The 21,746-nt window shown below is 52.7% G+C and carries 20 protein-coding genes and 2 pseudogenes; 17 read left to right on the top strand and 5 right to left on the bottom strand.

All coding sequences use genetic code 11. The features are described 5' to 3' along the window. Positions 1-30: 30 nt before the first annotated feature. Positions 31-798 carry an SDR family NAD(P)-dependent oxidoreductase gene (locus tag ACIP1G_RS19105; protein ID WP_400739880.1) on the top strand — a complete coding sequence of 256 codons (768 nt, stop codon included), beginning with the start codon at positions 31-33 and terminating at the stop codon, positions 796-798. A gap of 35 nt (positions 799-833) precedes the next feature. Here ACIP1G_RS19105 and ACIP1G_RS19100 read toward each other — a convergent pair whose 3' ends face one another. Then, the gene (locus tag ACIP1G_RS19100) at positions 834-1,712 is read right to left on the bottom strand and encodes a LysR substrate-binding domain-containing protein (protein WP_400739877.1); all 879 of its coding nucleotides are present in this window, start codon (positions 1,710-1,712) and stop codon (positions 834-836) included. A 178-nt stretch (positions 1,713-1,890) separates the two neighbouring features. Between ACIP1G_RS19100 and ACIP1G_RS19095 the strand changes: the two genes are divergently transcribed. The 7 genes from ACIP1G_RS19095 (at position 1,891) to gpmI (ending at position 10,778) form a co-directional block, all read left to right on the top strand. Beyond that, on the top strand, positions 1,891-3,168 hold the full coding sequence (locus tag ACIP1G_RS19095; protein WP_400739874.1) for a ribulose-bisphosphate carboxylase large subunit family protein: 1,278 nt from the start codon (positions 1,891-1,893) through the stop codon (positions 3,166-3,168). A 3-nt stretch (positions 3,169-3,171) separates the two neighbouring features. Continuing rightward, positions 3,172-4,563: a four-carbon acid sugar kinase family protein gene (locus ACIP1G_RS19090; RefSeq protein ID WP_400739872.1), complete on the top strand. Its 1,392-nt coding sequence runs from the start codon at positions 3,172-3,174 to the stop codon at positions 4,561-4,563. A 60-nt stretch (positions 4,564-4,623) separates the two neighbouring features. Further along, positions 4,624-5,967, top strand: coding sequence for an MFS transporter (locus ACIP1G_RS19085; protein WP_064328530.1), 1,344 nt, complete (start codon positions 4,624-4,626; stop codon positions 5,965-5,967). A 140-nt stretch (positions 5,968-6,107) separates the two neighbouring features. After that, a complete protein-coding gene (gene pyk, locus ACIP1G_RS19080; RefSeq protein WP_400739869.1) occupies positions 6,108-7,544 on the top strand; it encodes a pyruvate kinase in 1,437 nt (478 codons plus the stop codon). A gap of 161 nt (positions 7,545-7,705) precedes the next feature. Next, positions 7,706-7,879 carry a hypothetical protein gene (locus ACIP1G_RS19075; protein ID WP_400739866.1) on the top strand — a complete coding sequence of 58 codons (174 nt, stop codon included), beginning with the start codon at positions 7,706-7,708 and terminating at the stop codon, positions 7,877-7,879. Further along, positions 7,872-9,140, top strand: a complete 1,269-nt coding sequence (gene eno, locus ACIP1G_RS19070) for a phosphopyruvate hydratase (protein WP_400739864.1) — start codon at positions 7,872-7,874, stop codon at positions 9,138-9,140. Before ACIP1G_RS19075 ends, eno begins: the two co-directional genes overlap by 8 nt. A gap of 108 nt (positions 9,141-9,248) precedes the next feature. Further along, complete coding sequence (gene gpmI, locus ACIP1G_RS19065; protein WP_400739861.1) at positions 9,249-10,778, top strand: 2,3-bisphosphoglycerate-independent phosphoglycerate mutase; 1,530 nt, start codon at positions 9,249-9,251, stop codon at positions 10,776-10,778. Positions 10,779-10,911: 133 nt separating this feature from the next. Here the strand turns inward: gpmI and ACIP1G_RS19060 are convergent, their stop codons facing one another. After that, positions 10,912-11,814, bottom strand: a complete 903-nt coding sequence (locus tag ACIP1G_RS19060) for a LysR family transcriptional regulator (RefSeq protein ID WP_400739860.1) — start codon at positions 11,812-11,814, stop codon at positions 10,912-10,914. Positions 11,815-11,944: 130 nt separating this feature from the next. Here ACIP1G_RS19060 and ACIP1G_RS19055 point away from each other — a divergent pair, with 130 nt between their 5' ends. The 3 genes from ACIP1G_RS19055 to ACIP1G_RS19045 all read left to right on the top strand — a co-directional run bounded on the left by ACIP1G_RS19055 (position 11,945) and on the right by ACIP1G_RS19045 (position 14,301). Further along, positions 11,945-12,691: an SDR family oxidoreductase gene (locus ACIP1G_RS19055; protein WP_400739857.1), complete on the top strand. Its 747-nt coding sequence runs from the start codon at positions 11,945-11,947 to the stop codon at positions 12,689-12,691. 102 nt (positions 12,692-12,793) lie between these two features. Further along, positions 12,794-13,474: a glutathione S-transferase family protein gene (locus ACIP1G_RS19050; RefSeq protein ID WP_400739855.1), complete on the top strand. Its 681-nt coding sequence runs from the start codon at positions 12,794-12,796 to the stop codon at positions 13,472-13,474. Positions 13,475-13,551: 77 nt separating this feature from the next. Continuing rightward, complete coding sequence (locus tag ACIP1G_RS19045) at positions 13,552-14,301, top strand: YkgJ family cysteine cluster protein (protein ID WP_400739853.1); 750 nt, start codon at positions 13,552-13,554, stop codon at positions 14,299-14,301. A gap of 522 nt (positions 14,302-14,823) precedes the next feature. Here ACIP1G_RS19045 and ACIP1G_RS19040 read toward each other — a convergent pair. Continuing rightward, positions 14,824-15,378, bottom strand: coding sequence for a TetR/AcrR family transcriptional regulator (locus ACIP1G_RS19040; protein WP_400739850.1), 555 nt, complete (start codon positions 15,376-15,378; stop codon positions 14,824-14,826). An 81-nt stretch (positions 15,379-15,459) separates the two neighbouring features. On the opposite strand from ACIP1G_RS19040, the gene ACIP1G_RS19035 reads away from it, so the two are divergent. The 6 genes from ACIP1G_RS19035 to ACIP1G_RS19010 all read left to right on the top strand — a co-directional run bounded on the left by ACIP1G_RS19035 (position 15,460) and on the right by ACIP1G_RS19010 (position 21,061). Next, the gene (locus tag ACIP1G_RS19035; RefSeq protein ID WP_400739847.1) at positions 15,460-16,347 is read left to right on the top strand and encodes an alpha/beta fold hydrolase; all 888 of its coding nucleotides are present in this window, start codon (positions 15,460-15,462) and stop codon (positions 16,345-16,347) included. Positions 16,348-16,436: 89 nt separating this feature from the next. Next, the gene (locus tag ACIP1G_RS19030; protein ID WP_400739845.1) at positions 16,437-17,519 is read left to right on the top strand and encodes an alkene reductase; all 1,083 of its coding nucleotides are present in this window, start codon (positions 16,437-16,439) and stop codon (positions 17,517-17,519) included. Between the two features lie 36 nt (positions 17,520-17,555). After that, positions 17,556-18,389, top strand: a complete 834-nt coding sequence (locus ACIP1G_RS19025; protein WP_400739842.1) for an alpha/beta fold hydrolase — start codon at positions 17,556-17,558, stop codon at positions 18,387-18,389. Between the two features lie 26 nt (positions 18,390-18,415). Next, positions 18,416-19,159, top strand: coding sequence for an SDR family NAD(P)-dependent oxidoreductase (locus tag ACIP1G_RS19020; protein ID WP_400739839.1), 744 nt, complete (start codon positions 18,416-18,418; stop codon positions 19,157-19,159). Between the two features lie 96 nt (positions 19,160-19,255). Next, complete coding sequence (locus ACIP1G_RS19015) at positions 19,256-20,257, top strand: NADP-dependent oxidoreductase (protein ID WP_400739837.1); 1,002 nt, start codon at positions 19,256-19,258, stop codon at positions 20,255-20,257. Positions 20,258-20,695: 438 nt separating this feature from the next. Further along, the gene (locus ACIP1G_RS19010) at positions 20,696-21,061 is read left to right on the top strand and encodes a histone-like nucleoid-structuring protein, MvaT/MvaU family (protein ID WP_400739834.1); all 366 of its coding nucleotides are present in this window, start codon (positions 20,696-20,698) and stop codon (positions 21,059-21,061) included. Positions 21,062-21,103: 42 nt separating this feature from the next. Here the strand turns inward: ACIP1G_RS19010 and ACIP1G_RS19005 are convergent. Further along, positions 21,104-21,258 (bottom strand): annotated as a pseudogene (locus tag ACIP1G_RS19005) (IS4 family transposase); the annotation flags it as partial. Beyond that, a pseudogene (locus ACIP1G_RS19000) lies at positions 21,242-21,373 on the bottom strand (transposase domain-containing protein); the annotation flags it as partial. The pseudogenes ACIP1G_RS19000 and ACIP1G_RS19005, both read right to left, overlap by 17 nt. Positions 21,374-21,746 lie beyond the last annotated feature (373 nt).

Here is a 21,746-nt window from a genome sequence, read left to right as displayed (position 1 = left end):
CTTTGGCGATCACAACAAGAGAGGGTTTCGATGAAGTACGCAGACAAGAAAATCGCCGTGGTTACAGGCGGTGCGATGGGTATCGGTGCTGAAGCTGCCGCTTCACTGGCAAAGGACGGGCATCATGTCGTCATTTGTGACATCAACGTCGACGCGGCTGAGCAATTTTCGCGACAGCTCCGTGCGGAAGGCTTCACAGCTGACGCGTGCCAAGTAGATGTAGCCTCGGCGGAGTCTGTAAGGGATGCATTTTCTTGGATCGATAGCGAGTTCGGCAGATGCGATGTGCTGGTGAATTCCGCAGGCATCGCCAAGACCATGCCGTTCCTAGAGTTTGACCTAGACGTTTTCAACAAGACCATGCACATCAACGTCACTGGCACGTTCATGTGCTGCCAGCTCGCCGCTCAAATCATGCGGAAAAATGGGTTCGGCAGAATCATCAACATCGCGTCGGTCGCTGGTATGCGTGCCGTGGGCAAGGGTCGAACCGCTTACGGTACCTCTAAGGGTGCAGTCATTGCGTTGACCCGGCAGATGGCTGTGGAACTCAGCGAATACGGGATCACTGCTAACGCTATTGCGCCGGGCCCGGTCGATACCCCGATGACCAAGGAGTTGCACAGCGACACCTTCCGCCAGGCTTATAGCAATGCTATTCCGGCTAAGCGCTACGGAACGACTCAAGAAATTGCCGGCGCAGTTAGCTATCTGGCATCTGACGTAGCCGCTTACGTGAATGGTGTTGTTCTGCCTGTGGATGGCGGGTTCCTGGCCTGGGGCGCAGGCGACCTGTAATCGGCACTATTGCAAGCGCCCAAGCGGGCGCTTGTCTAGCTTTGCGCCATCTCTTTTTTTATCCACTTTTCCAAATCTGTTGTATCGGGGCGTAGCCTTGCATTGGGTGAAACCCACAGAACCAACTTTGCTGCCCCTTGTGCAAAGCCAAACGGGGCCACCAAGGCGCCACTCTCAAGCTCTGCCTCCACCAGCATGCGTGGAACACAGGCGAACCCCAAGCCAAGCTTGGCTGCCTGAATGAGTAAGTAGAAGTGCTCGAAATACTCCATCTCAAGCAGCTCACCAGGTTCTTGCTCAATAGACGCATACCAGTCCTTCCACGCGTGGGGACGGGTTTTTGTGGTCAGCAAGCGCTCCTTGGTTAAGTCGCTCACCTCTGTGACGCCGGACGCAGCCAGATAAGCAGGCGAACAAATTGCACCTACCCATTCGCTGGTTAGGAGTATCGGCTCGATCCCAGGAGGTGGTTCGATGCTGTCTAGGCGTATCGCTACGCTGACGCCTTCGTGGGCGAAATCAATGGGGCCGTGACCCGTTTTTAAGCCTAATTCCATCGTGGGGAAGCTGCTGTGGAGCTTGGCGAGTCGAGGTAGCAGCCAATGCATCATGATCGACGCCGAGCAGGAGAGCTCAAGCGGGCGAGGGCGAACCTCATCAATGCTTTCTTGTATCAAGGCAAAAGCCCTGGCCAAGCCTGAGGCGAGGCGTGCTCCCTCTGGGGTGAGTTTGGTGCCATGTGCATTTCGGGTCAGCAAAATTACACCTAGGGAGTCTTCCAGGCTTCGGACATGACGGCTGATAGCTCCGTGAGTCACGCACAGAGCATCCGCTGCATCGCTGAACGATCCTTTGCGCGCGATCATTTCAAACGCTCGTAGGGCATTGAGCGAAGGCCTGACTGGCGACGTCATAAACGCACCTCCGTAAGACCGAAGCTTCGGCCATAGCTAGGATTCTAGTGTGATTTTTTCTCACACTCGAAGGAAATCATATCGGTTGGATTGATACAGGGTCAATGTATATTGATTTGAAACTGCCTTGGGCATTTCGGGCAGATTCACAATAACAAATAGATTTGAGGCACCCATCATGGTCGATCACAAGGCCGGGCGAGAGGAGTTTACTGCCCGATTTTTTGTAGAGAGCAGCTACCCGATTGAACGGGTTAGCGAGGTAATCGCAGGGGAGCAATCCAGCGGTACCTTCCTCTCACTTCCTGGCGAATCGGCGGAGCTTAAAGAACGCTCTCGTGCTCGTGTCGTAGCTATCGAGCCGCTGCCGTCCGTTTCCAGCCCTTCTCTGCACAGCGACTACCTGGCTCGCCACAATCCCTCTGAGACCTACCATCGAGGTGAGGTCACTATCGCGTTCCCTACAGCCAATATCGGAACGAATATCCCTGCGTTGCTCACCACCATTGCCGGCAATCTCTTTGAGATCGGCGAGGTGAGTGGGCTGAGGGTGCTAGATCTGGAGCTTCCCGAGCGGTTTGCATCGGGATTCATTGGCCCTCAATTCGGAATTGAGGGCACCAGGGCGCTAGCCGGTGTTCATGACCGACCGATCATTGGAACCATCGTCAAGCCGAGTATCGGCCTTACTCCAGAGCAGACAGCTTCTGTGGTCGATGAGCTCTGCGCCGGAGGTATCGATTTCATCAAGGATGATGAGTTGCTCATCGATCCTACCTACGCTTCGTTCGATGCTCGTCTCGGTGCTGTGATGCCTGTGCTTCACAAGCATGCAGATCGCCTCGGACGCATGCCTATGTACGCTATCAACATCTCGGGCAGCATCGACGAGATGATGCGCCGTCAAGATGCAGTGCTTGAGGCGGGTGGTACCTGCGTGATGCTTTGCCTGAATTGGGTTGGGCATTCGGCGGTTGAGCATATTCGAAAGCATGCGCAGTTGCCTATTCATGGTCATCGTAATGGCTGGGGAGCTCTGACTCGTTATCCCCAGCTAGGTTTCTCATTCGAGGTGTATCAGAAGATCTGGCGGCTGGCCGGGATCGACCATCTGCATGTGAATGGTATTCAGGGCAAGTTCTACGAGGCGGACGACTCCGTAATCTCCTCTGCCAAGAGCTGCCTTACTCCATTTGCCGGCATGCGCCCCTTGATGCCTGTCTTCTCCTCCGGTCAATGGGCGGGCCAGGCGCCTGAGCTTTTCAACAGGCTTCAATCTGTTGACCTGATGCACCTCGCTGGCGGCGGCATCATCGGTCATCCGATGGGTATCGAAGCAGGCGTGCAAAGCATGCGTGAAGGCTGGGAAGCTGCTGTACAGCATGTGCCTCTTGAGCGTTACGCAGAGGGTAGGCCAGCCCTGTCAGCGGCCCTCCAGAAGTTTGGAGGCAAATAAGTCATGACCTCCCATCACGTTACCAAGCTGCCGTTGGTCTTTTATGGTGATGACTTCACTGGCTCGACCGATGCTCTAGAGGTTCTGACGGCTGCTGGACTTAAATGTGCGCTGTTCCTCGCTCCTCCGACCCCAGAACGCCTGGCGGAACTCGGCGAATTTGACGCCATCGGCATCGCTGGTGATAGCCGTGCTTTGTCCAATGGCGAGATGGATGCGGTGTTGCCCGGGATTTTTGAGGGCATCAAACGTCTATCGCCAGCGTTGATTCACTACAAGGTTTGCTCGACTTTTGACAGTGCCGACTCCGTGGGCAGCATTGGGCACGTCATTGAGCTGGCATCTCGCATCTATGATGTCAAAGGGATCCCGATCATTGCAGGCAATCCCGCATTGGGCCGCTACTGCGTTTTCGGCAACCTCTATGCCTTGTCCAAGACAGATCACAAGGTTCACAGGATTGACCGGCACCCTATCATGAGTGCCCACCCGATTACCCCGATGCATGAAGCGGACTTGAGTATCCATATCGGCAAGCAAAAGAACTTGTCGATTGGCAAAGTGGATATTCGCCAGCTCGAAAAGAGTGCAGAGCTCAGCCGATTAGTCGACGAGATGTCACAGCACCACGATGCAGTGCTGTTTGATGGTACCGACGACTCTCATATGACCACCGCTGGCCAAGTATTGACCGAGCTTTCATCAGGCGCAGCTCCAGTTTTTGTCGTCGGTTCTTCCGGCGTGGAGTACGGCCTCACACAATATTGGCGTACCGCTGGGGTGTTTCCGCCACGAGCGTCGCTGGCCGTACCTCTGAAACCTGCAGACCAGGTACTGGTTATCTCAGGCAGTGCTTCGCCGTTGAGTCAGGCCCAGATTGAAACGGCAATCGATTACGGGTTTGTGGAGCTTGAAGTCGATGCTGCCGCTTTGATTACTGAGTCCCGAAAAAGCGCCGCAATACGAGATGTGGTAATGGCCGCTGTATCCCACCTCGAAGAGGGGCGGTCGGTGCTGATTCACACTGCCAAAGGCCCTGGCGACTCTCGGATCGAGCAGATGATCGAGGCAATGCTGCAAAAAGGCCTGCCTAGGGATGAGGCGAGGGTTCAGGGAGGGAAGCAGCTAGCGATGGAGGTAGGCCAGGTTGCACTTGAAATTCTCAAGGCATTCCCGTTGAAACGATTAGTGGTGTCAGGTGGCGACACATCGAGCCAAGTGACCAAAGTGCTTGCCCCTGACGCTCTGGTTATCAAGTCTGATATTTCTCCTGGCGCTCCTCTGTGCCAAATGCACTCTCGCGAGCCGTACCTGAAGGATGTGGAGATTGCTCTCAAAGGTGGGCAGATGGGAGATCGTGATTATTTCGTCAAAGCACTCAGAGGCCTTGAATAATCCCTGAGAGTTTTTCAGCAAGAAAATACTTGCATATCTACAATAACAAAAGGTGAAACCATGCATACCTCTATATCGAGCCCTGTCGAAAGTGACCTCGATCACATGGATCATGACGAGAAAAAATCCATGAAGAATGTTGTGGCCGGAAGCCTGTTCGGAACAGCATTAGAAACCTACGATCTCTACCTCTATGGCACTGCTGCTGCCCTTATTTTTGGGCCTCTGTTTTTCCCAGGGACTGACGAGACAGTATCCCGGCTGGCCTCTCTAGCGTCATTCGCAATTTCTTTCGTGGCGCGTCCACTAGGGTCGCTTGTACTTGGTCATTTCGGGGACAGGATTGGCCGTAAAAAGCTGCTGTATCTCACTCTTATCATTATGGGCTTGAGCACTGTAGGTATTGGTCTTTTGCCTACCTATGCCAGCATTGGCATCTGGGCACCTATCATGCTCTGCGTGCTCCGCTTCATCCAGGGCTTCGCTTTTGCGGGTGAGTACAGTGGCGCTGTGCTGATGCTCTTAGAGCATGCCCCAAGAAGAAGGAGGGGATTCTATGCGGCGATCAATAACATCGGCCCAGTCTTTGGTTTCATCGCATCCGCTGGCATGCTTTTGATCGTCAGTGCCTTGCTTTCTAAAGAGGATTTCACAGCTTGGGGATGGCGTATTCCTTTCATCGCAAGCCTTGCGCTGCTGATAGTAGGGGTGTTTGTCCGCTCCAAAGTTCCTGAGTCTCCAGTGTTTGAAAAAACTGCTGAGAAGAGGGCTGCAACCCCAGGCGATTCGCAATCTCCAGCGCTCCGCTTGTTCACTCGCTATCCTAAGCAACTGATGTTGGTTGCAGGCGCTAACATCTGCCACTTCTCGACCTTCTACCTCTTCACTGTATTTGCCCTGAGCTATGGCCAGCGAGAGCTAGGCCTGTCCAATGCCTTCGTGTTGTCAGTCGCAATGGTTGCAATCTGTACTCACCTGGTAGTCGTACCCTTTGCAGGGGCGCTGGCAGATCGTATTGGCCGCCGTACCATGATGCTGATTGGTTTTGTCGTGACTGCACTTGCAGCCTTTCCTTTCTGGCACCTCTTTTCAACCGGTGAGTTCTGGCCGATGGTCGCTGGATCCTGCATGTTCATGACTGGATATGGCTTGGTATACGGTGCAGTGCCATCGTTCACTGGCGAAGCTTTCGGGCCTAGTGCTCGCTTCACAGGTTTCGCAATGTCTACTAACGTTGGTGGAATCGTAGGCGGTGGTACTGCTCCAATTGTAGGGGCATTCCTCCTCAGCCATTACGGTACGCCTTACGCGATCTCGATGCTCACGATAGCTCTCGCGGCGTTCTCTGGACTCTGTGTATACCTGTCTGCTGAGACAAAAGACGTGGACATCGTCGACGAGTGACCCTGGCATTTGCGTGCCTCCCCGGGGGCACGCAGTCTCTGCTGTAAATCCCACCTTGTATTGCTAAGTGCTCAGCCAGCAATAACTTTTCGAACTTACTCAGTGAGAAGAGGGAATCCTCGTCCCTGGAAGGTATCGGTATGACTATTCGTAGAACAAAAATTGTTGCAACTCTAGGCCCTGCTAGTAATTCACCGCAGGTTATTGAAGAACTAATCTTGGCCGGGTTAGATGTGGCACGTTTGAATTTTTCTCATGGCACTCCAAGTGAGCACATTGCTCGCGCTCGCTTGATTCGTGAGATCGCTGCCAAACACGGTAGGCATGTGGCTTTGTTGGGCGATTTGCAGGGCCCTAAAATTCGTATTGCGAAATTCACTAACAAACGGATCGAGTTGAAGGTTGGCGATACCTTCTCGTTCTCCACGAGTCATCCCCTCACATCAGGCAATGAGCAGGTTGTGGGCATTGACTACCCCGACCTGGTGAAGGATTGTGGTGTCGGCGACGAGCTCCTGCTTGATGATGGGCGAGTGGTTATGCGTGTTGAGTCGACTACGCCAGAAGCCTTGCATTGCATCGTCACTGTGGGCGGGCCTCTGTCAGATCACAAGGGGATCAACCGCAAGGGGGGCGGGCTCACTGCTCCTGCCCTTACCGAAAAAGACAAAGCTGATATCAAACTCGCTGCGGAAATGGATCTCGACTACTTGGCCGTTTCATTCCCTCGGGATGCCAAGGACATGGAGTACGCCCGCAAGCTGCGTGATGAGTCAGGAGGGACAGCCTGGCTGGTGTCGAAATTCGAACGAGCCGAGGCTGTTGCCGATGATCAGACGCTCGATGAGCTGATCGCCGCTAGCGATGCGGTCATGGTCGCTCGGGGAGATCTTGGTGTTGAGATTGGAGATGCGGAGCTAATCGCTATCCAAAAGAAGATTATTCTGCATGCCCGGCGCAACAACAAAGCGGTGATCGTTGCGACCCAGATGATGGAGTCGATGATCTCCAGTCCGATGCCTACCCGCGCTGAAGTGTCAGACGTGGCCAATGCGGTACTCGACAATACTGACGCCGTAATGCTGTCCGCTGAAAGCGCTGCCGGGGCATACCCTGTCGAGGCAGTACGTGCCATGGCTCGTATTTGCAGCGGGGCTGAAAAGCATCCAACCAATGTAAAGTCTAGTCATCGATTGCATACGACCTTTGGGCGTTGTGACGAAAGCATTGCGCTGGCCGCGCTCTACACCGCAAACCACTTTCCTGGTGTTAAGGCAATCATCTCGCTCACCGAGAGTGGCTTCACGCCCTTGATTATGTCTCGGCTTCGTTCTCATGTGCCGATCTATGCGCTTTCGCCTCATCGCGCTACCCAGGCTCGTTCCTCGCTGTTCCGTGGTGTTTATCCGATAGCGTTTGATCCTGCCGCACTGCCCTCTGAGACAGTAAGCGAAGCCGCCATCGGCGAATTGCTGAAGCGTGATTTGGTACAGCCTGGAGACTGGATCATTCTCACTAAGGGAGACAGTTACAATGTGGTGGGTGGTACGAACGGCATGAAAATTCTCCAAGTATAACTCTCAGTTAATTGAAATAATTCTAGAGGCGGATGCATCAGCTTTGATGCTTATAAGGATCTGCCTCTAATCCTTGTCGGATATATGCGGCGGCGCCACGCAATCGGTACTTACCTAGGTGTAGCTCCGGGGTGTGGTCGCTATTGTCAGGGAGTTTCCAAATGATTGTTCAACAGAAAATTGTTGGGTCTGCTTTGGATCAAAATTTGAAGCCTGATGACTGGCCACGCGATTTTGATATTCGAGCTGAGTTTGCCGAACAACAAGAGTTGCTGGGCGCTAACTATCAATATGCTGGATGTGCATCGCAATTGGAGGAAAGTAGTGATGAGTGAGTTCACTCGCATCAAGAAGGTCTTCGCCCGCGAGATCTTGGACTCTCGAGGCAACCCTACCGTAGAGGCTGTGGTTACTTTAGGTTGTGGAGTAACAGGTGAGGCAAGCGTACCGTCAGGCGCTTCCACCGGCTGCCGTGAAGCCCTTGAATTGCGTGATGGCTCATGGCGTTACAAAGGAAAAGGCGTAATGCGTGCCGTCGAAAATGTGAATGTCGCGATCCACGAGCGCATTCTAGGCCTGGACGCACTGGATCAGCGAGTAGTTGATCAAGCAATGATCTCTCTTGATGGTACGGACTCGAAATCTATTCTTGGTGCTAACGCAATTCTCGCTGTTTCTTTGGCCACTGCTAAAGCTGCCGCAGCATCCCAAGGTATTCCATTGTACGAACACCTTGCGAAACTATTCAGTGCGAACCCCACTTACTCTATGCCTGTGCCGATGATGAATATCCTCAACGGTGGTGAGCATGCGGATAATAATATCGACATCCAAGAGTTCATGATTCAGCCAATTTCAGCTCCGAATTTTAGGGAGGGTTTGCGAATTGGTGCTGAAATATTTCATACCTTGAAGGCCGTGCTTTCAGAGCGTGGTCTAAGTACCTCTGTTGGTGATGAGGGAGGCTTCGCACCCTCCTTGGCCTCGAATGAAGAAGCGCTCGTTGTTATTGCCGAAGCTGTTAGTCGCGCAGGCTACGAGTTAGGGCGAGACGTAACATTGGCATTAGATTGCGCGGCCTCCGAGTTTTACAAGGACGGTAAATACAAGTTGGCAGGTGAGGGGAGGTCTCTGACTTCCGAGCAGTTTGTTGACTATCTAGCTGATCTCTGTGGTAAATATCCGATTGCGTCTATCGAAGATGGTCTGGATGAGAGTGATTGGGATGGGTGGGCATACTTAACCGCTCAGCTGGGCCAGAAGGTTCAACTGGTGGGGGATGACCTTTTCGTCACTAATCCAAAAATTCTGCGCAGGGGTATTGAACAAGGAGTTGCCAATTCCATTTTGATTAAACTTAATCAAATCGGAACTCTAAGTGAGACGTTTGATGCCATACGTATGGCGCAAGAGGCAGGTTATGCTGCTGTGATTTCCCATCGATCCGGGGAAACGGAGGATACAACGATTGCCGATTTGGCCGTAGCGACTAACGCCGGGCAGATAAAAACCGGCTCGCTGTGTCGTTCAGATCGTGTTGGGAAGTACAACCGCTTGCTTCGTATTGAAGAGGCTCTTGAAGGCCAGGCATCCTAAGGTGCTGGGACGATCCTCGTAGATGCCGACTGACCATTGCGCGCACGGTTTAGCTCTAGGTAGATGTATGAGCCGTGCGCGCCAGGAATATTATTCAGAGGTTCTCATATGACAACCTGCACTCTAATTGTTTTGGATGGAATTGGACTGAGGTCTCAGCAGGAAGCCAATGCAGTAGCTGCTGCCAACACTCCGACCCTGGACTACCTTTTCGAAAATTACCCTCACAGTGAGATTGCGACGTCCGGTATGGCTGTAGGGCTTCCTGATGGCCAAATGGGAAATTCCGAGGTCGGTCATATGAACCTCGGAGCGGGCCGGATCGTTTATCAAAATTTTTCGCGGATCAACAAAAGTATCGAAGATGGCTCATTCTATGAGAACGATGCTTTTCTGGAGGTTGTGAAACGTACAAGGCAACGAGGTGGTTCAGTTCATCTGCTTGGCTTATTGTCACCTGGCGGTGTTCATAGTCACTTGGATCATTTTGTTGCAGCAGCCAGTTTGGTTGCGGCGAATGGTATCGAACAATGCTATGTTCATGCGTTCCTTGATGGGCGAGATACCCCACCCAAAAGCGCTTCGGAATCTATTTCTGCCCTTGAGCTTGAATTGGCTAACAATGGCGGAGGTAGAATTGCGTCGTTAGTAGGGCGTTACTATGCGATGGATCGCGACAACCGCTGGAGTCGGGTAGAGGCGGCCTACAGGTTAATTGTTCAAGGGCAAAGCAAGTTTCACTACGAAACTGCGCAGGAGGCTCTTCAAGAAGCCTATGCACGTGGCGAAAGCGATGAGTTTGTCCAGGCAACATCGGTTGGCAGCCCTGTTGTAATTAGTGAAGACGATGCAGTAATGCTATTGAATTTCAGGCCTGATCGATCTCGTCAAATTTGTAGAGCGCTCACTGATTCTAATTTCTCTGAATTTAAGAGACCTCTTGTCATGGGCAAAGAGCAGATGCTCACTATGACGCGCTACGCAGAAGAGTTTGATGTATTGTGTGCTTTTCCGCCGGAGCCTATTAGGAACAGTCTGGGTGAGTACATGGCCCAGCTGGGAAGGTCTCAACTTAGAATTGCCGAAACAGAAAAGTATGCCCACGTTACGTTTTTCTTTAATGGGGGGCAGGAAGAGCCATTCTCACTGGAAAAAAGGATTCTTGTTAAATCTCCGCTGGTGGAATCCTACGATCTTCAGCCCGAGATGAGTGCCTTTGAGTTGACGGATAATTTAGTCGCAGAAATTTTAAGTGCCAATCATGACTTAATCGTATGTAATTATGCAAATGGGGACATGGTTGGTCATAGTGGTGTTTTTGAAGCTGCTGTAAAAGCTGTGGAGGCCGTCGATCAATGCCTACGGCGTGTTGTAGACGCAGTGCTTGTGTCGGGTGGCAATTGCCTGATAACTGCAGATCACGGCAACGTCGAGCAGATGTGGGATCCTGAGGCCGGACAAGTTCACACTGCCCATACTCTTAATGCTGTTCCTCTCATCTACATTTCCGGCGGGAGTAAATTCGACCTAAGTAATGGACGGCTGTGTGATATTGCTCCAACCATTCTAGATGTCCTAGATCTTCCGCAGCCCAAAGAGATGACCGGTGTTTCGTTATTGAAGTCCAGGGTTAAATAATATTTAGGTTGTCTGTGTTCGAGTTGTTAAGGCTTGGTGTATAAAGCTCCCAAGCCTATAGCTCAAGTCACCACTTAGGACTAACAGCCGGTAGCGAGTTCGGTCAGAGGTAGCAGGCTCGGAGACACATTAGCTAGGGTGAGGCATGGCAATCGTCAATCACGGAGCTGTTGGCGAATGCTTTCGCTATAAACTCCATGAATACCAGCGCTCTTTTAGACATTATCCGATCCGCAATGTAAACAAACTGGATAGGTACGGGAGGCGGATAAAATTCCTGAAGTATCAGTTTAAGATTTCCATTGCTCAAGCCCGCCTCGTATAGCCATTGGGGCCCTTGTGCTATCCCCACACCCGCATTGACCAACTCTCGGGTAGCTTCTGGAGAGTTTACTCTGAGCTTTCCAGTGACAGCTATGTCCACATTACGAAAACGCCATGTGGCCCCAGTGCTTAACAATGTATAAATTATACAGTCATGATTTTCGAGATCTTCTGGCGTCGAAGGGGTGCCACGCTTGGCCAAATAATCTAAACTAGCGACGCATACGCGCTTGAATGAACCTAATTGTTTAGTTCTAAGTGTCTTGTCATCGAAGTGACCGATTCGCAGTGCTAGGTCAGCACCCTCATCTACAAGGTTTACGAAGCGATCATTAATCTGCAGGTCTAGGGTCATTTCCGGATAAAGGCTTAGAAATCTGGGTATTTCAGGAACGATAAAGGTATGTGCCAGAGCAGTAGGGCAGGCCACCCTCAGCAACCCAGAAGGCGTAACGTCGTTCTTCAGTGCCGATTCCGATTCAGCAACAGCATCGAGGATTCGACGTGCATCCGCATAGTACCGCTCTCCTTCCGGCGTAAGGGACAGTTTCCTGGTGGATCTGTGAAGTAACCGGGTCTTCAGATGATCTTCCAAGGCGGCTACATAGCGGCTTACGTTCGGTTGGCCAAGGCCTAAATCTCGACCTGCCGACGAGAAGCTACCCGTTTCCACAGTACGTACAAAGCATGTCATCAGTAGCAGACGATCCACCTTCCATTCTCCGATCTATGCTTGTGAGGCATGAATGCTATTCAATTTCGCCATCTTATCAATCATCTGGCATAGGTACATAGTACCCCTAACCGGGGCATGACGGCCTCGCACACCAGGAGAATTTCCAATGGCAAGATTGCAAGGCAAACGCGCACTGATCACCGGTGGCACCAGCGGTATTGGTCTTGAGACCGCTAAACATTTCCTGAATGAGGGGGCCAGAGTTGTCGTTACAGGTGTGAACCCAGATTCAATCGCTAAAGCTAAGGATCAGCTAGGGAATGAGGTACTGGTACTCCAGGCTGACTCCGCTCACGTGGAAGCCCAGAAAAAACTCGCTCTCGATATCCGTGATCATTTTGGACAGCTTGATATCGCTTTCCTCAATGCTGGTGTTTCGGTATGGATGCCTATGGAGGCGTGGACTGAAGAGATGTTTGATCGGTCTTTTGACATCAATGTCAAAGGCCCTTACTTCCTGATCCAAGCACTCCTGCCGGTGTTCGCAAATCCGGCCTCGGTAGTATTGAATACTTCCGTGAGTGCTCACGTAGGGGATGCTAATTCTTCGGTTTACGCGGCTACCAAAGCAGCGCTGCTGAACATGTCGAAAACACTTTCGACAGAGCTGCTTGGGCGCGGTGTTCGTCTGAATGCTGTAAGTCCTGGCCCTGTGGGTACCCCACTTTATGACAAACTCGGTATTCCAGTTGAATACAGGGAGCAGGTAAACGCTGAAATCGTTTCCTCCATTCCCGCAGGTCGTTTCGGCACGCCAGATGAGATCGCCAAAGCGGTAGTGTACCTAGCGTCTGATGAGTCCAAATGGACGATTGGATCTGAAATTATCGTAGACGGCGGACGTCGACTGTAAAAGTCCCTTACTTATCACTTCAGCGCTTGTGCGGGGCAGTGTAGGGCTTAGTAGGCCTAGATGTACTCGCTGTCTCGCCTCCTTTCAACGTAGGCCTAAGAAATGTCCAATAACCTCAAGCTCGTGAGCCATGGTTTGTGTCCGTTTGTCCAGCGTGTCGCAATTGCGATGCTCGAGAAAAATATTGCCTTCGAGCGTGAAACCATCGATTTGGCTAACAAGCCAGAATGGTTCCTCGCAATCTCTCCGTCCGGCAAGGTACCGCTGTTGATCGTAGGTGAGGAGGAAAGTCAAACTGTTTTATTTGAAAGCTTTCCGATATGTGAATTTATTGAAGACGAGTATCGTCAGGTACCATTACACCCGACTGTGCCTTTGAAGCGAGCTAAACATCGAGCATGGATGGAGTTTGCCACAGCGGCCATGGGGGATGCTTGGGGAATGATTAACTCTCCCGATAAAGAGGGTTTCGTTAATAAGGCTTCCGAGCTTCGTGGAAAACTAATTAAACTTGATTCTGCCTTGGTCGCCGGGCCCTATTTTGAAGGGGCTGAATTCAGTATGGTCGATGTTGTAATGGCACCTATTTTCAGGTTTTTTGAAGTGCTGAACTCTTCAGCCCAGAATATTGTGCTGGAGGGGCTCCCTCGAGTTGAAGCTTGGAGGCAATCGCTAATGACTCGCCCAAGCGTGCGTCAGGCTGTATCTGCGGACTATTCTGAAAATTTAAGAAAATTTCTGATTGGTAAAAGTGCGTTCGTGGTCAGTGATTGCCCCGCTTAGTTAATTTTGCTTGAAAGGCGCTGCCTTGCTAGGTCAATTTTGCAAATGGTGCGCCAAGAGCACTTTCGAGTTTTTCTATGGAAAACAACGCTATCCGATTTGGCTGCAACGGGTGTGGGGTTTGCTGCAAAGGTCGGCTGATTCCACTCACGCTGTATGAAACGAGGCAGTGGCTAAAGAGAGGGCATGAGGTCGCAATTCTACTTGAGGCATTTGATGAGCTTAATTGGAGTTCAAACGAGCAGGAGTTAGCTCATGCTAAAGGCAGGGCCGTTGAGGTCATCTGTGGTGATGCCTCTATCCATGTCATTGCAGTATTCGCGGGCAATGCCCTAAATAGCTGTCAGAATCTGGATGCAAACAATCTTTGCGGCATCTATGATGAGCGCCCATTGGTGTGTCGAATCTATCCTGCGGAAATAAATCCATTCATCACTCTGGATCCTGCGAGCAAAATTTGTCCGCCTGAGGTATGGGATGATGGTGAAGTGTTATTTACTGACCGTATCATTGACCCCATTCTGGAGAATCAGATTGAGCGCTCTCGAAAGGCAGATAGGGAGGATGCTCGCGCTAAAATCGCTCTATGCGAAATCTTGGGGCTCAATGTTGCTGCGTGGAAAGGCAACGCACTTACTGTATACCTGCTTGATCGAGAACAGCTGCTCGATGCCTTTGCTGTCTACGACACACTCCTGAGAGCTAGCCAAGTTCGAACGGATTGGAAAGTCCGGGTCGATACTCCAGTTCTGCGGCAGAAACTTAAGCAGTTTGGTGTGGAATTGGATGGCCAAGAGGGAGCTGACTATGTCTTCCATCCACTATAGCGCTTTGAAAAGCATCAATGCCTATGTGTTCTGAGCGTGCCTTGAGTTGGCCATCTGAGGCAATCGAATCAGCTTCTTCGAACCCCGAACAGTTCCATGTTAACAGCCCATATTGACGGCTTATTCACCTTGAATTCAGGTAGTCGTGTTCGGATCTAGCGGTCTGGCCATGCCAGCCACCTCATCAGGAACAGCTACTATCGCATCCAATGATTATGGTTGACATCAAAGGGTTGACTTTAATGATGATGATCATAATCATTGTCCTTGTGGTTTCTGACTCTAAGGATGCTCGATGCAAAAGCCTGTACCTGGGGCTACCGAATGTGTAGATGCCCTCGATTCGACTGAACTGCCTGCTGGTCAGTCATCTGTTGAAGGCGGGGAAAAGGTTGCGCCTAGGGAAGTGGCCGAGGACGCCGCAGGTGCGGGCGGCCTGATCTCCATACCAGGGAACCCACCATTCAAGTGGAAAGGACTCATGCTCGAGCAGTAACGCTCATGGGGAATGGATGCCCTGCCTCAGGGCGCCAATTTGTCCAGGATTTGCTCACGGCACACGCTGAGCACTTCATCAGCAAGTGGTGAGTCGTCCGGACAAGCGCGAGACAGAATCAAGGCGCCGAGGGCGTGTGCGAAGGTATCAATGATTTGCGCACGACTTGCTTTCGGCTCGTCATCCTTGCCCTGTAAAACCTCCAGCAGCTTTTCAATCCCAGCCTCGTAAGCTGCTTTGATGTCATCGGACTGTCGAGCGGCGTCTCCGCCCAGTGCTGCTAGGGTGCAACCTTTCCCTTTCTCATCGCGGTGCTTGCGGGACAGGTAGAAATTGACGAAGTCAGTGAGGTCGATGCCCTGCATCTGCTCGACCGTCTTGTTGATTCCGCACGTCGCGGATTCACCTATCAAATCCGCCTTGGATTTGAAGTGCTTGTAAAAGCCGCCATGGGTGAAGCCGGCAGCTCCCATGAGGTCTGCAACACCCACGCCGTCGTAGCCGCGCTCACGGAATAGCGTGGAGGACGTTTCCACGATATGGGCCCGGTTAGCTTGTGCCTGGGCCTTGGTGACCTTCATTTCTCTGCTCTCTTCGCTATCAAGCCAACCAATATCATACATTGATGACGTTCATAATCAAAGTTGTTGACTGGAATGATGATGATCATCATCATTAGGTCATGTCTTCCGCTGAGAGAGCAAAACGTCATGAGCTATACCCATCTCACCGTTCCAACCCGCACGGTAGAAGTAGGCGGCGACACCTTCACCTACCGTCGCTGGGGTAATCCTTCTGGTGTTCCCCTGGTCTTCATCGCCCACTTCCGTGGCGGGCTTGATCACTGGGATCCGATCATCACTGATGGTCTGGCTGCGGGACGTGAAGTGATCCTGCTGAACGGTAGGGGTGTAGCGTCGTCGTCGGGTACTCCGGCCACGACCATTGAGCAAATGGCGGATGACATTGCAGCAGCCATCAAGGCTTTGGGACTGACCCAGGTCGACCTGCTGGGCTTCTCCATCGGTGGTCTGCAGGTTCAGGAGGTGGCTCTTCGTCACCCTGAGTTGGTACGCAAGCTTTTGCTGCTAGGCACTGGTCTGCGCGGTGGTGATCCAACCATGGCGGAGGGTGTGAGGGAGGCCGCTTCGAACCCCGTTCCGGCCATCGAAAACTTCCTGTTCCTCTTCTTCGGTCGTTCGGAAGCAGCCAAGAAGGCGGGCCTGGCGTTCTGGGAGCGCCGTAACCAGCGCGCCGATCAAGACACCCCAAGCTCGATTGATGTCGCCATGGCACAGGGCGCTGCTTTTGCAGCCTATGTCCAGTCGGCACAGGGCGAGAACCGCTTCTCTTACCTCAACGAGCTCAAGCAGCCTACCTTGGTAGTCAATGGCGTCGACGACGTCATGATTCCTTCGATCAATTCATGGAGCCTGGTGCAGAACATCCCGAATGCCCAGCTGCTGATCTACCCGGACTCCGGTCACGCCGCTCACTTCCAATACCCCGAGCGCTTCCTGAAACACGCTCTCCAATTCTTGGAAGAGTAAGGCCACTCTCACCTGGGCTGCTGGGGGCGCGTAAGCGTCTTCAACAGCCGTGTGTTTGAAATCTAATTCGTAGCATCGGAATGTTGAGAATGACTGAGAAATCCGTATTTGAGCCCTACACGCTTGGGGCAATCACCCTTTCCAACCGTATCGTGATGGCGCCGCTGACGCGCAACCGAGCGGAGGAGGGCCTGCTACCGAGCCAGTTCGCCGCTGCCTATTACAGCCAGCGCGCTTCTGCAGGGTTATTGATCACTGAAGCTACCCAAGTTTCAAAGCAAGCTCAGGGCTACCAGAACACGCCCGGCATCTTCACCCAAGAACAGGTGAACGCTTGGCGCGAAGTGACCGACGCCGTCCATGCTGAGGGTGGTCGTATCTTCCTTCAGATCTGGCACGTTGGCCGGGTATCGCACGTCGTCTACCAGGACGGCCAACCGCCTGTAGCACCTTCTGCAATTCGAGCTGCTACCAAGGTCTCCGTGAATAACGAACTCGTGGATGTCTCCGAGCCTCGTGCGCTTCTTGTCGAAGAGCTTCCAGGCATTGTCGAAGACTTCCGACAGTCTGCAGCTAATGCCATCAAGGCCGGCTTCGATGGGGTCGAGATCCATGCAGCCAACGGCTACCTGCTGGATCAGTTCCTGAAGGACAGCGCGAACAAACGTACCGACGCTTATGGTGGTTCGGTAGCCAACCGAGCACGGCTCGTTCTGGAAATTGCCCAGGCGGTGGCATCAGAAATTGGCGCCGAGCGCACGGGCATCCGCATTTCGCCTGTCTCCCCGTTTAATGATGTTTCCAGCACCAACGCTCAAGAGCAGTACGACTACTTGGTCGACAAGCTCAATGAGCTTGGCCTGGTGTACCTCCACGTTATTGAAGGCGTAGCGGGTGGCCCACGTGATATTGCTCCGTTCGATTACGCCAGCCTGCGCAAGCGCTTTACAAACACAGTGATGGTCAACAACGGCTATGACGTGGAGCTGGCTTCTTCTCAATTGGCAGCAGGGCAAGCAGATCTGTTTGCGATTGGTCGGCCCTTTATCGCAAACCCTGACTTGGTCGAGCGATTGAACTCCGGTGCTGCGTTGGCCAGCTTCGACTCCGCGACCCTCTACGGCGGCGGTGCAGCGGGTTACATCGATTACCCGACACTGGAAAACGCTTAAGCCCAGCGCGTCCATCTTCAATTCGAGATCATTGATATGACCCAGTACATCGCCGCACCCAACCAGACCCTCGAGATCGATGGTGTTGCCTTCGCTTACCGTGAGCTCGGGCGCAAAGGTGGCGTTCCCCTCATCCTCCTGAATCATTGGGGAGCCATTCTCGACAACTTCGATCCACGCATCGTCGACGAGCTGGCTAAGCATTACCATGTGATCGCTACGGACTATCGCGGCATTGGTTTGTCTGGTGGTGTTGCGCCGCTCACCGTCGCAGAAATGGCCCGCGATTCCGTGGCGTTTATCAAGGCCCTGGGTTTCGACAAGGCCGACCTCTTCGGCTTCTCGTTGGGTGGCTTCGTTGCCCAGGAGATCGCGATCACCCAGCCTGGTCTGGTACGGAAACTGATCCTGACCGGCACCGGCCCTGCCGGGGGCAAGGACATTGACCAAGTCGCCGTGGTTTCCATGCCGCTGATCCAGAAAGCGATGTCCGAAGGAATTGATCCGAAGACCTATCTCTTCTTCACGTCGAGCGAGGCGAGCCAGCAGGCTGCTAATGCTTTTCTGAATGCCATGCTTGAACGCCAGAGCGACCGCGATGTTCCTGTCACTCAGGAAGTCTTCGGTCGCCAGCTTCAAGCCATTCAGGCCTGGGGGCAGCAAGCTCCACAGGACTTGTCTAGCCTGGATATTCCGGTGCTTATCGCCAACGGCGACCAAGACATCATGGTTCCGTCCGCACTTAGCAGCGATATGGCAGAGCGCATTTCTGGCTCTACGCTGGTTATCTACGAGGATGCTGGTCACGGAGGGATTTTCCAGAACCATGCTGACTTCTCTTCGAAAGCTCTCGCATTTCTTCGTGACTAAGACAACCGCTGCCAGGAGTCGGACAAATGAGTCAGCCTACTGCAATCGTGTTCGGTGTTGGCACTACCCGAGGTGTCGGTGGAGCGGTCTGTAAGCGTTTTGCCCAAGAGGGGTATCACGTCATTGTCACAGGCCGAACCTTGGAAAAGATCGAGGAAGTCGTTGCAGGCATTTGGAGTTCCGGCATCGGGAGCGCTGAAGCGTTGCAGACTGATGTCACCGTCGAAGAGCAAGTCATCGCAGCGTTTGATCTTGCGATGTCTCCAGGCGCGGGCCGAGCCCCTGCCGACGTCGTGGTGTTCAATGCGGGCAATAACGCCCTGATCGATTTCACTCAGCTCACGGCCAGCCAGTTCGAGGACTTTTGGCGAGTAGGCTGCTACTCGGGCTTCCTCGTTGGCAGAGAAGCAGCCAGGCGGCTGGTTCCTCTGGGCCGAGGCACCGTAATTTTTACCGGTGCTTCTGGAAGCTTGAGGGGCAAGCCTGGCTTTGCCCACTTTGCCGCCGCCAAGGCGGGCTTGCGAATGATTTCCCAGAGCATGGCACGCGAGTATGGGCCTAAGGGCATTCATGTTGCTCACGTCGTGATCGATGGCGGCATCCTGGGTGACCGACTGCGAAATGCCGCCCCGGCCAGGGTGGAGAGCCTCGGGGAAGAAGGGCTGTTGGGATACGAGGCGATTGCTGAGAACTACTGGACGTTGCATCGCCAGCCACGATCCGCCTGGACTCAAGAACTCGACCTCAGGCCGTTCAAAGAAAGCTGGTAATTCTTGTTTTATGTGTATGTCCAGACCGTAGAGCGACTTAGAAGGCGTTTTTCGGCTCGATGACAAATATCAAAGAGTAATTGGAATTTTATTGATATGAGAGCTTTGACTTTTAAGCGCTACGGGAAATTACCAGGCATTGGATTTACGGAAGTCGCTAGGCCTTCGATAAAGCCGGACGAGATTCTGGTTAAGGTTTATGCGGTAGGGCTAAATCCTATTGATAACATGATTCCTACTGGGATCTTCAAGGAAGTCTTGAAGTTTGAAATGCCAGGCACCATGGGCAGCGACGTTGCGGGTGTCGTTGTAGGTGTGGGCAGTGCCGTCACGAAATTCAAGGTTGGCGACCAAGTTTTTGCCAGCGTATTCGACCTGGGCGTGGGCACCCTTGCTGACTTTGCAGCTGTTCCGGAGTTTGCAGCTGCTCATAAACCAGAGAGCCTGAGCTTTGTTCAAGCAGCTTCTCTTCCTATGGTCGGCCTGACTTCATGGCAAGCACTGAGAGAGCGCGCCAATCTGGAGTCTGGACAGAAGATATTCATCCCTGCAGGGTCAGGAGGTATTGGTACTTTCGCTATCCAGCTTGCAAAATACATCGGTGCTAAAGTCGCAACAACTACCATTGCTGCAAACTCTTACCTAGTACGTAGCTTGGGAGCTGATGAGGTAATCGATTACAAAGCGCAGAAATTTGAGAATGTTTTGACTTCCTATGATTTGGTTCTGGGTACTCTCAGAGGCGATGAAGTTGAACGGTCTGTAAGTGTCCTTAAGCCTGGTGGTAAAATCGTCTCCCTTATCGGCCCGCTGGACAAGGCCTTCGCTGAAAAGCGTGGGATGAATTTTATCTTCAAAGTGATCTTTTCTCTAATGAGCAGGAAGATTAAGAGCCTTGCCAAAAGGCACGGGGTAAGTTATTCCTTTTTGTTTGTTCGCCCCGATGGTGCTCAGCTTAAAGAAATCGCTGATGTTATCAGTGCCGGCTCAATCAAGCCGGTCATTGATAAGGTATTTTCGTTCGAAGACGCTAAGGAGGCGCTAGCGTATCTGGCGCAGGGGCGAGCGAAAGGCAAGGTTGTTGTCCAGATGAAGTGAGTGGAGCGGCCAGGTGCCCTCAGGGTGGCGTCAGCCCGAGCCGGAAGCGGATCGCACCCTTCCATAGGACTCGGTACGTGAAGCACAAAGGGGAACGAAAGCTCCCCTTTTTTTAGGCTGCAGTTTAGTCCAGCTGCGGTTTGTTCAGCCGTTCCGCCTTGGTAGTGATTCGGCAGTCAATAAGCACACGAACGCAGTAGCCATCGCGCCCACGAGCATGACCCCAAGCACCGTATACGGGGGGGCAGGGCGAGCAGGGTGCCGCAGGTGATGGCCAGGTAGGTGATTGAAAAAGGCGAGACTTGAGTCTACGGCTTCGAAATAGTCAAAGGCTAATTAAACCGAACGAAGATCCAGCACCAACGTCATATGAAAGGACATCGTTAGCGGGATGCTTTAGGATGTTCCGCCTGTTTCCCTTCACTTTGAGGATCTAATATGTCCCGCTTGGCCGAATTCCGTCAGCTCGAACAGCAACTGGCAGCACAGCTCGCTGAGCTCGAAGCACTCAAAGGTAGCTCCGAGCTGCAAGCTGAAATTCAATTTGAGACCAAACTGCGTGACTTGCTGGCCGAGTACGGCTACAGCCTGCGTGACATCATAAGCATCCTAGATCCTCAAGCCAGCCGTCGTGCTGCTCCTACCGCTGCCGAGAAGACTCCCCGCCGTGCTCGCCAGGTGAAGCAGTACAAGAATCCGCACAACGGCGAGATCATTGAGACCAAAGGCGGCAATCACAAGCTGCTGAAAGAGTGGAAAGCGCAGTACGGGGCCGATGTGGTTGAGGGTTGGCTGGCTAAGTAAGCTGCTTGTCTTGCAAAAGCCTCCTTATTAGCGCAATGCTGTTCACTTAAGCGGAGCAGCATTACGCTCCACTGGATACCGGGTCTTTGACATTTTCACCGCCCTGGGCCTCGCTGGCCTGGGGCGTTTTTTATGAACAGCACACCGATGCTCCCGCGCAACTCCTCTAATTGTCTGGGCGTGTGCGACGGGGATATTCAATCGACGAGCGACCTCCACGATTGGCTCGCCCCTGAAGAGCGCCATGCCGACCACCAGCCAAAGAACCATGTCAGCAGGCAGGCGCCGACGGCGGATCGTGGCCTTAGAGGCATGCCCCTGCGCCACGATGAGAGTCGCGCCTAGCGATCCTTAAAAGTAGTGCGGATTCGAGAGCCTCTTTTCGTACCAGGTTCTTCGTTAGGCCGGTGAGCCCAAGCCGGGTTGGCCACGGCTGGCTTGAGCTTGGGACGCAGCGTCACTCCAAACACCCTTGGACATGGGCTGGTGGTGCAGATGCAGGTGAATGTTGCCCTTGATGTGGTAGTTTCACCCACTTAATAGGCCACGTATGCAAAGGAATTCGTGTGGACAAGGATTGGATCATAGATTGTTGGCGCTGATTGAAAGTTGACCCACCCTGCCGATTGAAAAATGACCCAGGGCTGCTTGCCGATTTTGACCCCGGCAATTGTGGATAAGCCTA

Origin of the sequence: Pseudomonas sp. NPDC089392, from assembly GCF_044749595.1 — a bacterium.
Classification (GTDB): Bacteria; Pseudomonadota; Gammaproteobacteria; order Pseudomonadales; family Pseudomonadaceae; genus Aquipseudomonas.
Note: the sequence above shows the minus strand (reverse complement) of the source record. Positions and strands in the feature narration are given on the sequence as shown.

Coding starts and splice junctions, on each gene's coding strand:
- ACIP1G_RS19105 (WP_400739880.1), top strand. CDS start 31: ATGAAGTACGCAGACAAGAAAATCGCCGTGGTTACAGGCGGTGCGATG.
- ACIP1G_RS19100 (WP_400739877.1), bottom strand. CDS start 1,712: ATGACGTCGCCAGTCAGGCCTTCGCTCAATGCCCTACGAGCGTTTGAA.
- ACIP1G_RS19095 (WP_400739874.1), top strand. CDS start 1,891: ATGGTCGATCACAAGGCCGGGCGAGAGGAGTTTACTGCCCGATTTTTT.
- ACIP1G_RS19090 (WP_400739872.1), top strand. CDS start 3,172: ATGACCTCCCATCACGTTACCAAGCTGCCGTTGGTCTTTTATGGTGAT.
- ACIP1G_RS19085 (WP_064328530.1), top strand. CDS start 4,624: ATGCATACCTCTATATCGAGCCCTGTCGAAAGTGACCTCGATCACATG.
- pyk (WP_400739869.1), top strand. CDS start 6,108: ATGACTATTCGTAGAACAAAAATTGTTGCAACTCTAGGCCCTGCTAGT.
- ACIP1G_RS19075 (WP_400739866.1), top strand. CDS start 7,706: ATGATTGTTCAACAGAAAATTGTTGGGTCTGCTTTGGATCAAAATTTG.
- eno (WP_400739864.1), top strand. CDS start 7,872: ATGAGTGAGTTCACTCGCATCAAGAAGGTCTTCGCCCGCGAGATCTTG.
- gpmI (WP_400739861.1), top strand. CDS start 9,249: ATGACAACCTGCACTCTAATTGTTTTGGATGGAATTGGACTGAGGTCT.
- ACIP1G_RS19055 (WP_400739857.1), top strand. CDS start 11,945: ATGGCAAGATTGCAAGGCAAACGCGCACTGATCACCGGTGGCACCAGC.
- ACIP1G_RS19050 (WP_400739855.1), top strand. CDS start 12,794: ATGTCCAATAACCTCAAGCTCGTGAGCCATGGTTTGTGTCCGTTTGTC.
- ACIP1G_RS19045 (WP_400739853.1), top strand. CDS start 13,552: ATGGAAAACAACGCTATCCGATTTGGCTGCAACGGGTGTGGGGTTTGC.
- ACIP1G_RS19040 (WP_400739850.1), bottom strand. CDS start 15,378: ATGAAGGTCACCAAGGCCCAGGCACAAGCTAACCGGGCCCATATCGTG.
- ACIP1G_RS19035 (WP_400739847.1), top strand. CDS start 15,460: ATGATCATCATCATTAGGTCATGTCTTCCGCTGAGAGAGCAAAACGTC.
- ACIP1G_RS19030 (WP_400739845.1), top strand. CDS start 16,437: ATGACTGAGAAATCCGTATTTGAGCCCTACACGCTTGGGGCAATCACC.
- ACIP1G_RS19025 (WP_400739842.1), top strand. CDS start 17,556: ATGACCCAGTACATCGCCGCACCCAACCAGACCCTCGAGATCGATGGT.
- ACIP1G_RS19020 (WP_400739839.1), top strand. CDS start 18,416: ATGAGTCAGCCTACTGCAATCGTGTTCGGTGTTGGCACTACCCGAGGT.
- ACIP1G_RS19015 (WP_400739837.1), top strand. CDS start 19,256: ATGAGAGCTTTGACTTTTAAGCGCTACGGGAAATTACCAGGCATTGGA.
- ACIP1G_RS19010 (WP_400739834.1), top strand. CDS start 20,696: ATGTCCCGCTTGGCCGAATTCCGTCAGCTCGAACAGCAACTGGCAGCA.